Here is a 16327-nt window from a genome sequence, read left to right as displayed (position 1 = left end):
GATGTTCAAAAAAACGTTGTATAACGGGTTTATTCTGTTGATAATCAGTTTTTCAGTTACAGGCCAAACGCAATTACCCGACAGCCTGGCCCGTTTTAATACCCGTACGCGCGACTCAGCCTATGTAACTGAACTGAATAAACTGGCTAATGAATACCTGAAAATCAATCCCTACGCTTCACGAAGAATTGCCCTACACAGTTCGGAAACAGCACAACAAATCAATTATCTGAAAGGCTATGCACGTTCATTAACCGTTATCGGTAACTCGTTCTGGTATGAGGGGGTATACGACCTGGCCCAAAATTATTACCTGCAGGCAGCACGCCAATACCAATCACTTGATGACAGTATTGGTTTAGGACAAACATACAACAACCTGGGCGAGGTATATAAACGCATGGGTGAATACAATAAAGCTCTGGACTTTCTGCTCCGTTCAATCCAGTTAAAAAAGAAAGATACACTTACCCGGGCCATTACGTTATACAACATAGGGGAACTTTATAATCAAACCGGAAGGTTTAACGAAGCTAAAAAGTATTTTCAGCAATCGCTTATTCATGCCACAAAAAACAATGATCAGCGAACTGTTGCCTATACATACTGGGGTTTTGCCGTTTCCGCATTGCATGAAAAAGATCACAACGGAGCAATCGCATATTTTAAGCAAGCCGAAGAACTCTATCGCAGACTGGGCGAAACCCGCTTACTTACCCAGATGTATTTAGATATTGCGGATGTTTATATTGAACTTAAGCAATACCCAAAGGCCGAAGCATATTTAAATGAGGCGCACCAACTGGCACGTCAGATACGGGTGCCCGATTTAATGGTTACCAATTTATTGAAACATGCCCGACTCGACTCAGCCCGTGGTAATTATCAGCAGGCATTAAAATACCTCTACCAACATAATAAAATGAAAGACAGTGTCTTCAACCTGGTAAAGTCTGAACAAATGGCACGCCTTCAGCTTGCCTACGAAACAGAAAACCGCGAACGTGAGAATCAGCAGTTGCGCGCAAGTAATCTACTTAAAGAAAACCGCCTTCGTACCCAGCAGGTAGTAATTGCGGCCATAGCGGGAGTGTTGATACTGGCAATACTATTAAGCTGGGTTCTTTTACGGCAACGCAGAAAAATTCTGAGTGTAAACCAGATGCTAAAGGAGAAATCAGCCGAGATTGAACAGCAAAAAAACGAACTGGAAATTCAAGCTAAGGCAGTTGCATCGCTAAACAAAGAACTTACCGAGCTGAATAAAACACTGGAAGACAGAATTGCAGAGCGGACCCGTCAGCTTGTATTACAAAATCAGAAACTGATTGAGTATGCTTACTTCAACGCGCATAAGCTACGCGCACCCGTTTCAAGTATTCTGGGGCTGATTACTTTACTTGACCAGCGACTTGAAAACGATACCCAAACAATTATCAGTCACCTCCGGACATGCGGTGAACAACTTGACGCCATCACCCGCGAAATCAGCGGCAACATTGAAACCGGGATTATTGAATAATTTTCCGGATTCAATCGGCTTATCTTAATTTTCCAGGATTTCAATTTCAACACGCACATTATTCTCGGCAAGGCTGTGCAACTTATCGACCACGGGTTTTTTTCCGCCCCATGCTTTTACCTGCATCCGTTTAGGATCAACTCCATTGGCAATCAGGTATGATTTAATCACTTCCGCACGTTCTTCTGAAAGTTTTTTGGCAGAACCAAAACCATCCCGGGTGTTTGTAAGTGCAAAGAAGTTATCGGATTTTTCATCTATCGAAATAATTTTTCCGGGGGCGTTGCCGTTGGTATGTCCGTGAATTTTGATCTTATACTTCGGATTTTCGTTCAGCATGTCCAGTAAACTGTTCACTTCCCATCGCGATTCCGGACGCATAACCGCAGCATCTTTAAAAAAGTAAACATTATACATCACCGCGATATCACCTTTTTGCAAGCGTACCAGTTCAAAGGGAATAACCACGGTATTATCCTGGTCGGTTGCAATATCCGCTGCCTCCGGGTTATTAAAATTAATCTCCCGCTGGATTTTTCGGTATCCGAATACTTCAGTAATCAAACTAAGGTTACCGGATTTATTATTGGGATTAGTTATTCTAACCTGCCGGTTTGCTGCATAGGAACCCACTTTTTTCGAACGTTCACTATCAATAACATTAATATCCCCCTCAATAGCTTCTTTTGTATCGGCACGAAAAACTTTAAACAAAAAGTTTTTACCCGACAGATCTTCAGCGGTTGAAAGGGTTGTAGTTTGCTGATCAGTCGGTGATACCTCCTCAAAGGTAACCTGCCGTGAAGGTGCATTTTTCTCCTCAGCCGGAACTGGCTGATCGCCTATTAAAACTTCTTCGACCTTATCTAACGTGGCTGGGTTTATATCCACGCCACGGGTAGCCATAATTTGCTCTTCGCCTAACAGCCCCTTAAAAACCCAGGTATCGTTGTAAGGCGATTCACTACGCAGGCGCAGGGCCAGGTCAATCGCTTGCTGGCGATCATCGGTGGTGAGTACATATACATAGTACAACTGCCGGTTAGGGTTCAACTCAAATTTTGCCTGCAGGTTACCGGTTGTCGCTCTGGAAGTAAAACGCACCGCGTTTTTCTTGATGGCAAAGGCCCCAATTACCACATAATGGTGCCCTTGAAAATCGTTGCTTTGGGCATGTTCGGGGATGCAAACCGACAATAGAATCGCTCCTAAAATGATGTTCCTGAGAGTCTTCATAGCACAAAACTTTATTTACGAGGGCAAATGTAGGTCGGAGTTGACTTTTGAATTAATAAATATCAACTAAAACCTTACATATCAGATATTTATCAATTGGAGAGTACCTCAAAATGCCGTTCCAGAGGCTCTCCGGCCTGATCAATCAATACCAGCACGTGTTTTCCGGGCCCCGGATTTAAGGCCATTTGATGCCGGTTTTGCGTTATTCCAATGAAAGTGCCATTTAAATGCCAGTAAACCCTACTTGCCGGATTTCGGTGGGCCAGTTCAAAAACTGACCGTCCGCAACTGCCATTCAGCTCACGAGGGATGAAAATTCGAGTATTTTCTTTAGGGTATACCAACTCCATGGACGCAACTGAAGCCGTAGCAGTACAATCTTTCCTAAAGGGAGGCAGGGGCTTGTACGACATGTTTTTGGTTTTGTAATAGTGCTCCTGTACCGGGGGCAGTACGAACCACGGCATTGACATGAGGTTATCCAGCGGCTCGCAGCTGGCATGCACCCGATACCGCCCATCTTTGCTTAAATGAGCAATCTGATGAAAAGAGCAGGGCTTTGAGGTTAGCCCGGCCTCTGCTACCCATATTGTATCGGTTCTTTCACAAAGTATGGTGCTGCGCATACCGCTTTTTGCGCAAACAGAAACCTGTTCCATTTCGGAATAAGGCTGATTGAACCAGGTTGTGGCCGGCAGTATCGAAAAAATATCAAATAGTATAGGTGCAGCTGCTTCGCTGCCGGTTAAACCCGGCCGGCCTTCGCCATCGGCATTGCCTGTCCAAACGCCAACTACATATTCGGGTGTGACACCCACGGCCCAGCCATCGCGAAAGCCAAAACTGGTTCCGGTTTTCCAGGCAATCTTCCGCGAACCGGAAAAATTCTTCCAACCCGTTTCTTCACCCGGCCGGTTCACTTCGGTTAGTGCAGTGAAGGTTTGAAATAATGCGGCTGCATGAATGATTGGGTTTTCCTGAGCCTGAAGCAGTTGTTGGCCGGTGGGAGATTGCAGATAAGTTAATGAATGATAATCGGTCGTTGCATATCGTTCATCATTATGTAATGAAAACCGATTCAATACCCGGGCCATGGAAGCATATACAGATGTAATGTCCCACAAGGTACCTTCTGCACCTCCCAGTATAAGTGAAAGCCCGTAATGATCAGGCAAAGCAGTAAGAGTACCAATACCCATTTGTTTGAGCAAAGCATACAATTTTTCATATCGATACTCCTGCAGCATATGTACAGCAGGTACATTAAGCGACCGTATTAATGCTTCATCGGCAGGCACGACACCATCATAATCTTTTGAAAAATTTTTAGGTGCAAAGCCGTTGATAATGGTGGGCACATCCGGAAGCAATGTTTTCGGAAGCAACTTTCCTTCATCAAGCATAGCCGCGTATAGCACTGGCTTTAAAATACTGCCCGTACTGCGCCTGGCGGAAATAATATCAACATGCTGACCGTGATCATCGCCCGTTAAACCGGTATTGCCCACATACGCCAGTACCTTGCCTGTTTCAACTTCAGCTACGATAACTGCCGCATTGTAAATCAGGTTGCCGGACAATCGTATGGAATGATCACGAACAATTTGCTCCGCCCGCACTTGTAATGCATGTCGCAGCGTTGACCTGACCTTCCTCTGTTCCAATCCTTCGCGAATGGATCGGTCAAGCAGATGAGTGGCCAGGCGTGGCAGGGGCACTGGTTGCTCCGGCAGGTCTTCAGCCTTCGCCAAATCCAGTTCAACTTCATCCAGTTTACCGGCCTTATGCAACCGCTCCAGCAGCCGGTTTCGCTTGGCAAGCAGTGCGTTTCTGTTTTTACCGGGATGAATTAATGATGGCGAATTTGGCAGTACCGCCAGCAAGGCAGCCTCGCCCCACGAAAGCTCATCCGGCTGACGATGAAAGTACCGCCAGCAGGCGGCTTCAAGTCCAACCACATTACCTCCAAACGGAGCATGCGAAGCATAGAGAGAAAGAATTTCATCCTTTGAATAGCGCCACTCCAGTCGGGTGGCCAAAATGATTTCAAACAATTTTTCAAAATAGGTCCGGGGTTGGTTGCGCCACAACCGAACAACCTGCATGGTAATAGTGCTTCCTCCGCTTACAATATCCCCTGCTTGAATATTTTGTTTAACAGCCCTTGCCAACGACAATACATCGATACCGGGATGACGGTAAAAGCGCTTGTCTTCAAAAAGAATAAGGGCTTCCTTAAATTTTTCCGGTACTGTGTCGAGTTGTGGAAACCGCCACTGGCCATCGTGGGCGATGGCGGCCGAAAGCAATTCGCCTTGTTCATCTTCCAGCACGGTTGAGTAAGGCCTTGTAAAGAGCGGCTCGGGCAACGCAAAATAATACCAGGCAAAAAATCCGATTGCCGCTACAACTATACCCGCACTTTTTATTGGCCTCTTCATCACTTAAGGCAGCCGGTTGGCATGGCGCGAAGCAAGCAGCCACCGGCCTCCCTTTTTAATGTACACTTCCGTAAACAAAAGATTTAAACTGAATTCCGCTCCGCTGTTCACTCCTGCAAAAGCACCCTTGCCGGTAACAATGGCCGTGTTCTCATACAAACGCACCGATGCCTCCATAATATCCACTTTACGATATACCAGCTTACCGGTTTTTAAATCGTCAATCACATCGGCTTTGGTTTCAACCCAGCCGTTCGAGTGAATATACATCAGGTTATCATCCAGCATCCAGCGCAACGAATCAAACTGATGATTCTTTAACCACTCGAATTTTTTATGGAATAACCATAAAACCTCCTTCTGGTCATTGATTTGCCCTGACACATCCTGTGAGAGAATTATGAGGGTCCAGCCCAGCCACAATGAACGAAGCAATTTCATTGCACTTCAGGTTTAACCACCTCAACCACCTGTCCTTTTCTTCGGGCATACACAGAGCGATCGTACATGGCCTCGCAGCTTACAGCCGGCAGATAGTAGGTACCGGTATAACTTGCGGTGAGCAACACGCGGAATGTCTTACGTTGAGCACCACCTAAATCGAAGTGCGTATAAACACGGTCATCGCGGATGTCCTGGTAGGTTGGTATATCGCCACCGGCACGCGCGGTAGCCTCATCCAGCCGCAGGTTGTTGATTTCCCACCCGGAAGGGAAAATCTGCGTTAGCGCCAAGTTTTTATAAGCGCCCCGTGTACCGGTGTTGCTTACAGTAACCGATGCCATAAACTCAGTGCCCTGCACAAGGCGGGTTGGATCGATGGCGTTACCATTCATATCCAAATAGCTAACGCTGAGACCGAGGTTGCTCAATTCCTCCTGTTCATCGCCCCGTGTCGGAGTACCCTCATTAATCAACCGAACGAACAGCACACCGTTACTTCTATTGGAAATTTTCAAAGCCGGTGATGAAACGCCATCAACCGGAAGTGAAACCTGCGACACAGGCAAATCAGTTGAAGCAGTGACCTCTTTTCCAATATAGTTGTACTGAAACTTCAGTTCACCACGCTTTTCAGCCGAGGCAAATGCGCCAACCGACTTTAGGCACCACGCAACGGTTTGCGTACTCATCCAGTATGAGGCATTACTGAGTGAAGTGGAAATATCTTTCAAGAGATCAAATGCCTTGGCCCGTTCATTCAGCAACACCATTGTTTCCAGGATGATGGCTTTATCGCGTAAATCAGAACCATACGAATAGGCCATTTCCTGGTAGGGTTTAACTGTAGTGGGCATATTCTCAATTAATTTCTTTGCCGCTTCAGGCTGGCCGGCACGAGCATAGGCAGCTGCCAGCATCCAGGCAGCCGTTACCGGCAGATTGCTTTGTTCGCGCAGCCGGTTCATCGCACCCAATTCCGGATCACCGGCTACAGCCAATGCGTATAGGCGATACGCCTGAATGAGTTCGCTGCTGTAGGCTTCCTGACTCTTACGCCAGGCCTGTGCACGGTTACGCTGGAATTTTTTCCAGCGTTTAATCAAATCCCCCGGAACAAAGTAGCCTTTTTGTTCAGCCTCCACCAGGAAATGCCCGGCATAGGTGGTTGACCAACTGTCTGTATCTTCGGCACCGGGCCAGTACGCAAAGCCGCCATCGCGCTGCTGAAAGGATTTTAGCCTTTCAATGCCTGCTTTAATATTCGATTGAATAACTGCGCGTTCGCCATCCGTCAGTGACTTTATCTGATCCAGATACAATTGAGGAAACACCGTTGACGTAGTCTGCTCGATGCACCCGTACGGATATTGAAGCAGGTATTTCATCCGCTGGCCAAGGTTTATTGGTGGAAGCGTTGAAACTTCCAGTGTAGCCGAGTTAGTACCCGCCATGCCAACCAGTGTGGCATTAACTGTCCATGTTTTGCCGGCTTCAACAATAGCCTCCTGAACTTTTGTTACCGGAGGATTGGGATTTCTAACCTGGATGTTTATCACATCTTTTGACGTGTAATTACCGGAAGTTGCTGTTACTTCTACCTTCGCCCCACCCAGCATGCTCTTCACTTCCAAATCAAAATCAATGGTCATGTCTGAGCCAGTCATGGCAACATTTTGTGATGATTGCTTAACCTGCAGAGGTCCACTGGTTTTTACTTCTACTTTCACATTGCGGATGTCTTTCGCCATGGTAAACAGAGTTACCGGGAGTTTCAGTTTTTCTTCTGGGCCCAGCACCCGCGGCAGTGTAGCCAGCACCATCAGCGGTTTGCGTACGGGCGTGGCTTTCTCAGCCGAACCATAAGCGCCTTCATAACCGGCTACCACCATGGTCTTAACCGAACCAATGTAATTGGGCATGGTAAAGCGGTGTTCATTTCTTCCTCCCGATAAGGTAAACGGCCCGAAAAATTTTACTACCGCTTTAAACCGGTTTGTTTTGGCGTCATCTTCTTTGGCCATCAGTTCCGTATCACCGCCAATGGCCAGCAGTCGCTCGATTTTTCCGCCAAATGAGCCGATAACCTGATCGTACAAATCCCATGTTTTTACGCCCAAGGCTTCGCGGGCGTAAAATCGTTTCCACGGATCGGGTGTTTTAAATCGGGTCAGGTCAAGTAAGCCTTCATCCACCATGGCAAGGGTGTAGGTCATTTTACGTTTGCTCTTTTCTGAAACCCGGATAACTACTTCCTGCCCCGGTTCCAGCACATCGGGCATCTCGATAACCGGTTCAAGGTGTGTTTGTGGATCTTCTACCGAAACAGGTATTACTCCATATAACCGAATAGGTAAATCATTAACCGTTTGATTGTGGGGCTGTACCAGCGTAACATGTACAAAAACATTCGGGGTCATGTCGCGGGTAACGGTAAACGAAAATGGCGTATCACCCTGCTTGGTCTCCACCCAGTAACTTTCAATCACACGGCTTCCGTTTTCAATGCTTACCAGTGCACGGCCGGGTGCACTGCCGGGTATTACGATACTTGCTTTTTCACCAATGGCGTAACCCGGCTTATCCGATGAAAACGACAACATGGTAGCCGCATCGGTGCCGCCACGGGCGCGGCCAGCCCAACCGGGCCAATCGATATAAACTACTTTGGCGGTACTATGGCCTGACTCATGGTCGTATGCACGCACCAGGTAACGGCCCCAGTCCGGGTACTTTACTTTAAATTTCCATTCGCCTTTTCCGTTACGTGTTTGAATAATGCTGCTGCTCAGTTCCTGTGCCTGCGAAAAAGTGCGGTACACGGCACTGGCTTCGGTGTTATCCCACCACCAGCTCCAGGTTAATTTGTACAAGGTAACTTCCACCTTCTCGCGCGATACCGGGTTACCATCCGCATCAACGGTCACCACATCAACACGATGGGTAGTATCGGTTAACAACATGCCTCGCGCCTTATCGCCTGCCGGCAACCGGATGCCGGTAAAAGAAGTGTACGGATAAAATGGAATACTAAACCGGTCGGTAGAAAAATTGCCGCTTTCCTCAAACGCTTTGCCGCGGAACACCGCGTTCAACACCCCGGGTGCATATTCGCTGGCTTCAAGAGTTGTATTAACAGTGGCATTTCCTTCAGCATCGGTATAGCCGTCAAACACCGGTTGTGCTTCGCTGTAAAACTCCAGCGAGGGATCTTCAAAGGTATAATCCGGATATCGCTGGAATTTTGTTTCACCGCGCATGAGCATTACTTCAAACTCAGCCCGCAGGTTTTTGCCTGGGGCGCCATGCAGCCATTTTACATTCAACTTCCCACTCAGGTTGTTGTTGTTTGCTGTAATCTTATCTACCCCAAAATCCAGGTTAATTTTCAGCCGGTTGGGCTTAACCATCTCAATCTTAACCGGCTGGGTAAATTCCGTACCGCCAACTTTTACGCGTGCGGTATAAGTGCCTGTTGGTGCATCCGGTTCGGTAACGGTGGCAAATTTGTAAAAACCGTTTTCTCCTGCTGACCGTACCAGGCGTTGCACTACCTGGCCTTGCGGATTCTGAAGTTCAAAAACAACCGGGTGGGTAGATGGTATAAGTTTCAGTTTATCTTCGAGCAAAAACGTAAGGAATAACGAATCGCCCGGGCGCCACACACCCCGCTCACCATAAAGCATACCCTTCAGCCCTTTACTGATGCGCTCACCGCTCACATCGAAATTGCTGAGCGATAGCGATTCGCCATCAGCTAGTTTCAGGTAGCCGCGTTGCGAACCGTTTTTCGCCACCAACACAAACGGATTTTCTTTAGCTTGAATAACTGCCTTGCCGTCTGAGCCTGTCGATGCACTGCCGATAACCTGTTGCTGGTAGTTGTACAGATCAAGCGTTACACCTGCGATGGGCTTTGTGGTTTTGATATCGGTAACAAAAATTACGGTACTTCCATCACCTCCGCGTTTGGCTATTAAACCCAAGTCGCTTGCCAGCACGTTGCGCCTGATGTTTTTCTCGCCATTGTAATAGGATGAATGACATGGGTTGTTGCGCTCCTGCCAATCGTAATCCTCTCCGTAATAATATTCCTCGTACGAATCCCAGTAGCTGAACTCCTTCTCATCATCTTCCTCCTCATCGGCTTCAAACGGATTATCCGGTGCTTGCTCTTCACCGCCACAGTGGTAAACAGAATAAGCCTTTTTAAAACCCAGATGTACCTGGTAAATAGCGCCCGGTTCGGGTGTAATCAAGGTTGAAAGATCAAGGGTAAAGCGGTTCCAGCGACCCAGATCGACAACGCCTGAATTTTCGAGCGAGATCGGCTGCTTCAGCAGGCGCTTGCCCACCCTCCGCAATTCCGAATAACCCTCCATGTCGTTTACCTGGAAGAATTGCACGATGTTGCTTTCAAAAATTTTAACAATCTGCACATCCACCATTTTCAGATTAACCGCTTCGAAAGGAAGCACCAGACCGTCAGTACCCGGAAGTATTGTGCCCTTGCCAACAAAGCGAACAGCAGGATTAAGTTCCTCAAACATGACTTCGGCTGTAGCCGGCTCTTTCATTTTATAGTTGAGCACATTGCGAACACCGGCCTCAATGGTGAGTGTGCTGCTGCCGGTTTGCCTAACGGGAGGGTAAATCCTAAGCAGGTTATCCTGAATCTGAAATTCAAGACTGCTTAATCCCGTGAGGCTGATTAATCCCGCAAGGTTTTGCTTTTCATTTAACGGATCGGAAAACTGAACAACCACGTGCTGACCTGAAGCCTGATCAACCCGCACATTCATCACTTTGAAATCGCTTAGCGATGGAATTTCAATTTCCTGCTCATCGGTACGGCTTATGCCCAGCTCCTTACCATTAACCGATAGCATAACTTTGCTGCCAGCTTCTTTGCGCTCTACCTCTTCAACAATAAAGTTGTGCTGTCGACCTTCGCCTGCGTGAGCCCAGGTAATGTTAAGTTTCTTTCCATCCTGCGAAGCCTGCAGACTGCGTTCAACCATTTCTGCATCTGCAAAATCTGATGTTGTTAACGAACCTTCAATTTTCTGGCGGGTTAATTCGGTTTTTACATAAGGCTTAACATTATCAACAGTCAGTTCAAAGTTCTGCGCAATGGTTTGGAACGACCACGCAAAGGTTTTCAGATCGGTGGGCACCTGAACAAGTTTTGAGAGGAACAACTTTACTTCGTAGCGTTGCCCCGAAAGCCAACGGCCTTCCGGTTTAAACTCAAGCGTACGCCTGTCGAGCCATGTAGTTTTTCCTTTTACTGCAGGACTAAACTCCATCAGCTTAGCCGAGGTTTCCTTCCCTACCCATGCTGAATCAGCAACATCCTGCGTAAATCCGATACGAAGCGGTGTACCTGAACTGAGCAAACCTGCTGAATAGGTGGAGATGTATTCAGCAAAGGCAGGATTGATGTACGTTACCGGTTCGCGTGTGGCTGCGCCTGGCTTGAAATAAAAAAAGCCGGCAACAAAAACACCTATGACTAGAACAACAAGTACAACTTTTTTCCACGGAAAGTTTTTCATAAGGTAAATGAATTTGGAAAAAGAAATTTCGAGAATTAATTGTGAGAAACGAAGCAGGGCCGAAGAAATCTTTGTGAATTTTATACGCAGCAACCTGTTATAATTAACTTTAACCCGATTTATGATTGATCTATGAAAGACATCCTGGATAACATTTATTTCAATAACACCGTGCAAGACTATGCCATTGCATTGGGCATTATTCTGGGCGGTATCGCTTTGTTGAGGTTGTTCCGGAAGACACTGTTGAACCGGTTGAAAGCGTGGGCAGCCAAAACTGATACCCGCTTTGATGATTATGTAGTATTGGGCGTTGAACGCTTTGGATTACCCATTCTGAACTTCTTAATCATTTACTGGGGTATTCACTACCTCACCCTGTCGGCTAAGGTTTCTTCCATCGTTTCTAAAGCCACAACCGTAGTTATTGTTTACTTCGTTATCCGGATAATTCTCAGCGCGATACGAAAATTACTGGAGGCCTATGTATTGAAGCAGGAGAACGGTGAAACCAAACTGAAGCAAATCACGGGCATCATGGTGGTTATCAATGTTGCTGTGTGGGTACTGGGGCTAGTCTTTCTGTTCGATAACTTCGGGTACAATGTAACAGCCATCATCACCGGGCTGGGTATTGGCGGTATTGCTATTGCCCTGGCTGCTCAAAACATCCTGGGCGATTTATTTAACTATTTCGTGATTTTTTTCGACCGGCCGTTTGAGGTGGGTGATTTTATCGTAGTGGATGACAAGCGCGGCACGGTGGAGTACATCGGCATTAAAACTACCCGGATTAAAAGTATTTCGGGCGAACAGATCATTATCTCGAACAGTAACCTCACCAGTTCACGCCTGCACAACTTCAGGCGCATGGAGCAAAGGCGGGCCATTTTCAATATTGGTGTGGTGTACGGAACGCCCCTGGAAAAACTGAAGAAGATTCCGGATATGATAACCCAAATTATCATCAATGAACCTTTAACCACACCCGACCGGGTGCATTTCGCCACCTATGGCGATTTCAGTTTAAATTTTGAAGTGGTGTTTTTTGTACAAAGCTCCGATTACAAACAGTACATGGATATTGTGCAGGATGTAAATTTCAAGATATACGAGATTTTTGAGAAAGAAAGAATTGAGTTTGCTTATCCCACCCAGACGATTCACCTGAAGAAAAGTGAATAGCAATTCACAGGAATTGAGTCACTACTTACACGCCACCCCGTCAACATAATTTTTAATAACATCCAGTTGCACGGCTGTTTCGCTGCCCTTAAAACCACTGATGTCTTTCAGCGAAACTGTTTTTTTATACGCCTCCAGCAACGGAACGGATAACGGTGTATATGACCAGTGCCACTTTTCTTCTTCATAACCGGTACGGCCTTTATCTTTTGAAGTATAGGGTTGGCAAAATCCAAACTCATGGGCGTGGGCAGTGAGCCATTGGTAAATTTTCAATCCCTCACCTGATTCAAAGTAGTCGTTATTCAAATCATTCAGATCCATATCGGTGCCCCAGTGGTGGCGCGAGGTGCCTGGCATGGAGGAGTACAGTAAAATCTTTTTGGCCCTGTCAGCTTCATTGGCAATGGTAGCCTCGGCCTGCCACTTGCGTTCCCAGATGCTTTTTTGCGTTTCAAAATTCCGCGTAGCTGAAATGATCACGAGCCTAACTCCATCCGTTGCAGCAGCTTCAGCCATTTTTACAAACGCCTCATAGGTTTCTTTACGCAAGTACTGGCTGCGGGCAGCCCCTGCCGTGTGCTCATCAGCCGGCTTTACAAAGCGGGCATCAGTTTCCGGGTTGAAACGGCCGAGTAAATAGGATTTATCGGGCTCCTGAGAAAATGCTGTCAACAATACAATAAAAAAGCTAAGCAACCTCACACCGCAAAAATGATAAAATTTGAACACAAACCTCTTTGTACAACAACCTCATCCCACCCGCTGATTCACCGCGTTCATCACCTTCTCCTGCACGTGTATGGATTCATGGTGCACCAGCTTCAGCATGTCGCGGGTAAAATCTTCCGACAGTCCCATGGCCAGCCCCAGCGCAATGCGGGTATGGATGATCTCCTCCCACCGGTTAACCTGCAAAATGGTTACGTTGTTTTCTTTTTTATACACACCAATCTTTTCCGAGATCTTCATCCGGGCGGAAAGTTTCTGCATAATCTCGTCATCCAACTGATCGATCTGTTCGCGCAACTGCGTCAGCGTGTCTTTGAAAGAACCGCTGTCAACCGAAGGTTTACGCACAATTAATCCGTCAATCAGTTTGGCAAGCGCGGCCGGTGTTACCTGCTGTTTGGCATCGCTCCACGCGGCATCGGGATGGATGTGGCTTTCTACCATCAGCCCGGCCATATCGAGGTCGAGCGCTTTTTGCGCAACGAAGGGAATGAGTTCTCTCGTTCCGCAGATGTGGCTGGGGTCGCAAAAAATGGCAAGTTCGGGTACACGCGTTTTCAGATCGATGGCCAGATCCCACATGGGTGCATTGCGGAAGGGCCCTTTCTCAAATGAAGAAAATCCGCGGTGGATGGCTGCCAGTTTGGTGATGCCAGCCTTGTTCAGTCGTTCCAGCGCACCCATCCACAAGTCGATGTCGGGGTTTACCGGGTTTTTCACCAACACGGGTATATCCACACCCTGAAGGGCATCGGCAATTTCCTGTACCGAAAACGGGTTTACCGTAGTCCTTGCACCTACCCACAGTATATCCACACCGTGTTTCAAACATAACTCCACGTGCTGAGCATTAGCTACTTCGGTGGCTACGGGTAACCCGGTTTCAATCTTCGCACGCACCAGCCAGCCGAGTCCTTCGGTACCGGCACCTTCAAACTGCCCGGGCCGGGTGCGCGGCTTCCAGATGCCCGCACGAAGTACATTTACTTTACCCGTGGCCGCCAGCTGCCGGGCCGTATTCAACATTTGTGATTCGGTTTCGGCACTGCACGGGCCGGAGATGAGCAGGGGTTTACTGTTATGTGTATTCGGAAACCACTTGGTCAGCGATTCAGGTTGTATATCTTTTTTCATACGTCTTGTTTTTCTATTGATAAAGTTTTTGTCTCTATGCCATCCAGTATTCTCCGGATATGGTTGGCTTCGCGCAGTGTATGATGAAGTTCATTGGTGTTGCGCTTCAGTAAATGATATTGAAACCGCTGCAGGTGAATGATGTACTCCTGCAGGGCCTGGCTCAGGTACTCCATATTCTGTTCGAAGATGGGCGCCCACATATCGGGCGAACTTTTGGCCAACCGCACGGTAGAGGCAAACCCGCTGCCCGCCAGTACGGCAATGTTCTTTTCATCCTTCTCGATATCCAGCACGGTTTGCCCGAGTAAAAAAGAACTCACGTGCGAGAGGTGCGACACATACGCCACATGGCGGTCGTGTTCATCGGGCTGCATAAAAATGGTCTTCATGCCCAGTTCATTAAAAAGACGAAGTGCCGTTTGCAGGGCCTCGTCTGCTGATTTCTCCGCTTCACAGATGATATTCGTTTTACTTCTGAACAGCCCCCCGAAGGCTGCAGTCGGGCCCGAATTTTCTGTTCCTGCAATCGGATGGCTTGCCACAAAACGATTTCGTTTCGGGTGATTGCTTACCGATTTACATATCAGTGATTTGGTTGAGCCGGTATCAACCACTACCGCGTTCTCTTTTATAATATCCAGCACCGCAGGTAAAAATGCCTGGATGGCATTTACGGGTATGGCCAGCACAATCAAATCCGCAGTTGACAATGCTTTTCCTTCCTGCTCTGTTTTATCAACCAGCTTCAATTGAAGTGCCTGTAGGGCATGATCGGCATTCAGGTCAACTCCGGTAACTTCATCGTACAATCCTGACTTGCGCAGATCGATAGCAATGGATCCGCCAATCAAGCCCAGTCCAACTATGGTTGCTTTCCTTCTCATGCTGCACTAACTTGTTTTTGCTTTACTATTTTCATTGCACTGATCCGTTTTACAGCTTCCTGAATCTGTTCTTCCGGGTTGCACAAAGAAACTCGGATATAGCGGCCGCCATTTTTGCCAAACACAAAACCGGGTGTAATAAACACATGTGCTTCATACAGGATTTCATCCAGCCATTGCTCAACAGCCGGCACATCGTCAGGAGCTTTGGCCCAAACAAATAATCCGGCCTGGGTTAAAGTGTATGTGCACCGAAGCTCGTTCAACAGCTCATAAACAACTTGTCTTCGTTTTCTGTAAATGGTGTTGAGCGACTTCGTCCATTCACCTGCTGATCGCAAGGCTTCGGCAGCAGCATGCTGAACGGCAAGGAACATTCCGGAGTCCATGTTGCTTTTAAACCGGAGAATAGCATCAATGTATTCTTTGCGGCCGGCCACCCAACCCACGCGCCAGCCTGCCATGTTGTGCGATTTGCTGAGCGAGTTAAGTTCGAGGGCAACCTCCAGGGCGCCATCAACAGAAAGGAGGCTGATGGGTGTGTCGTTTAGAATAAGACTGTACGGATTATCGTTCACCAATAAAAACTGATGTTCACGTGCCAACGTTACCAGTTCTTTCAATTCGTTAACCGAGGCTGTCGCCCCGGTTGGCATGTGCGGAGAATTGAGCCACATAATTTTTACGTTGGACAGATCCTGCTTTCGCAGCGATTGAATATCAACCCGCCAGTCATTTTCTTCCGAAAGGTCATAGGTACGAACCGTTGCACCGGCAAGCCGGGCCGCAGCTGCGTAAGTAGGATATCCCGGGTCGGGCACCAGTACCTCATCGCCCTCATTTAAAAAAGCCATGCTGATGTGCATGATGCCTTCCTTCGAGCCCATCAGCGGAAGGATCATAGTTTCGGCATTGAGTACAGTGCCATAAACACGTTCGGAAAAAGAAGCTATGGCGTTGCGCAGTGCAGCCACTCCGCGGTAACTCTGGTAACCATGATGACCCGCCTGCATGGCCGAAACCATCAGCGTTTCGATCACGGCTGGCGCTGGTGGTAAATCCGGGCTGCCAATACCTAAATTAATTACCGGGTACTCAGGCGTATCGAGTTTACGTACTTCGGCAAGCTTCCTGCTGAAGTAATATTCTTCAACACCTTCAACCCGTTTTGATGGCTCTATGATCATA

At 47.5% G+C, this 16327-nt stretch carries 10 protein-coding genes; 2 read left to right on the top strand and 8 right to left on the bottom strand.

Going from position 1 to position 16327, the window contains the following annotated elements; all coding sequences use genetic code 11:
• The first annotated feature begins 1 nt into the window (after position 1).
• On the top strand, positions 2-1522 hold the full coding sequence (locus HRU69_07820) for a tetratricopeptide repeat protein (protein QOI97401.1): 1521 nt from the start codon (positions 2-4) through the stop codon (positions 1520-1522).
• A 24-nt stretch (positions 1523-1546) separates the two neighbouring features.
• Here HRU69_07820 and HRU69_07815 read toward each other — a convergent pair whose 3' ends face one another.
• The 4 genes from HRU69_07815 to HRU69_07800 all read right to left on the bottom strand — a co-directional run bounded on the left by HRU69_07815 (position 1547) and on the right by HRU69_07800 (position 11201).
• On the bottom strand, positions 1547-2758 hold the full coding sequence (locus HRU69_07815) for an OmpA family protein (protein QOI97400.1): 1212 nt from the start codon (positions 2756-2758) through the stop codon (positions 1547-1549).
• 92 nt (positions 2759-2850) lie between these two features.
• Positions 2851-5202 (bottom strand): penicillin-binding protein 1C, encoded by a 2352-nt coding sequence (gene pbpC, locus HRU69_07810; GenBank protein QOI97399.1) that lies wholly within the window; start codon positions 5200-5202, stop codon positions 2851-2853.
• A 3-nt stretch (positions 5203-5205) separates the two neighbouring features.
• Positions 5206-5643, bottom strand: coding sequence for a nuclear transport factor 2 family protein (locus HRU69_07805; GenBank protein ID QOI97398.1), 438 nt, complete (start codon positions 5641-5643; stop codon positions 5206-5208).
• Entirely contained in the window at positions 5640-11201 is a 5562-nt protein-coding gene (locus tag HRU69_07800; protein QOI97397.1) for a hypothetical protein, read from the bottom strand. The genes HRU69_07805 and HRU69_07800 overlap by 4 nt, the downstream gene beginning before the upstream one ends.
• 132 nt (positions 11202-11333) lie before the next feature.
• On the opposite strand from HRU69_07800, the gene HRU69_07795 reads away from it, so the two are divergent.
• The gene (locus tag HRU69_07795) at positions 11334-12386 is read left to right on the top strand and encodes a mechanosensitive ion channel family protein (GenBank protein QOI97396.1); all 1053 of its coding nucleotides are present in this window, start codon (positions 11334-11336) and stop codon (positions 12384-12386) included.
• 21 nt (positions 12387-12407) lie between these two features.
• Here HRU69_07795 and HRU69_07790 read toward each other — a convergent pair whose 3' ends face one another.
• The 4 genes from HRU69_07790 to HRU69_07775 all read right to left on the bottom strand — a co-directional run bounded on the left by HRU69_07790 (position 12408) and on the right by HRU69_07775 (position 16326).
• Positions 12408-13061, bottom strand: coding sequence for a M15 family metallopeptidase (locus HRU69_07790; protein ID QOI97395.1), 654 nt, complete (start codon positions 13059-13061; stop codon positions 12408-12410).
• Positions 13062-13139: 78 nt separating this feature from the next.
• Entirely contained in the window at positions 13140-14252 is a 1113-nt protein-coding gene (locus tag HRU69_07785) for a bifunctional 3-deoxy-7-phosphoheptulonate synthase/chorismate mutase type II (protein ID QOI97394.1), read from the bottom strand.
• Complete coding sequence (locus HRU69_07780) at positions 14249-15139, bottom strand: prephenate dehydrogenase (GenBank protein QOI97393.1); 891 nt, start codon at positions 15137-15139, stop codon at positions 14249-14251. The genes HRU69_07785 and HRU69_07780 overlap by 4 nt, the downstream gene beginning before the upstream one ends.
• The gene (locus tag HRU69_07775) at positions 15136-16326 is read right to left on the bottom strand and encodes an aminotransferase class I/II-fold pyridoxal phosphate-dependent enzyme (GenBank protein QOI97392.1); all 1191 of its coding nucleotides are present in this window, start codon (positions 16324-16326) and stop codon (positions 15136-15138) included. Before HRU69_07775 ends, HRU69_07780 begins: the two co-directional genes overlap by 4 nt.
• Between the last annotated feature and the right edge of the window lies 1 nt (position 16327).

Source organism: Flammeovirgaceae bacterium (assembly GCA_015180985.1).
Classification (GTDB): Bacteria; Bacteroidota; Bacteroidia; order Cytophagales; family Cyclobacteriaceae; genus UBA2336.
This window is presented reverse-complemented; position numbering and strand designations above follow the sequence as displayed.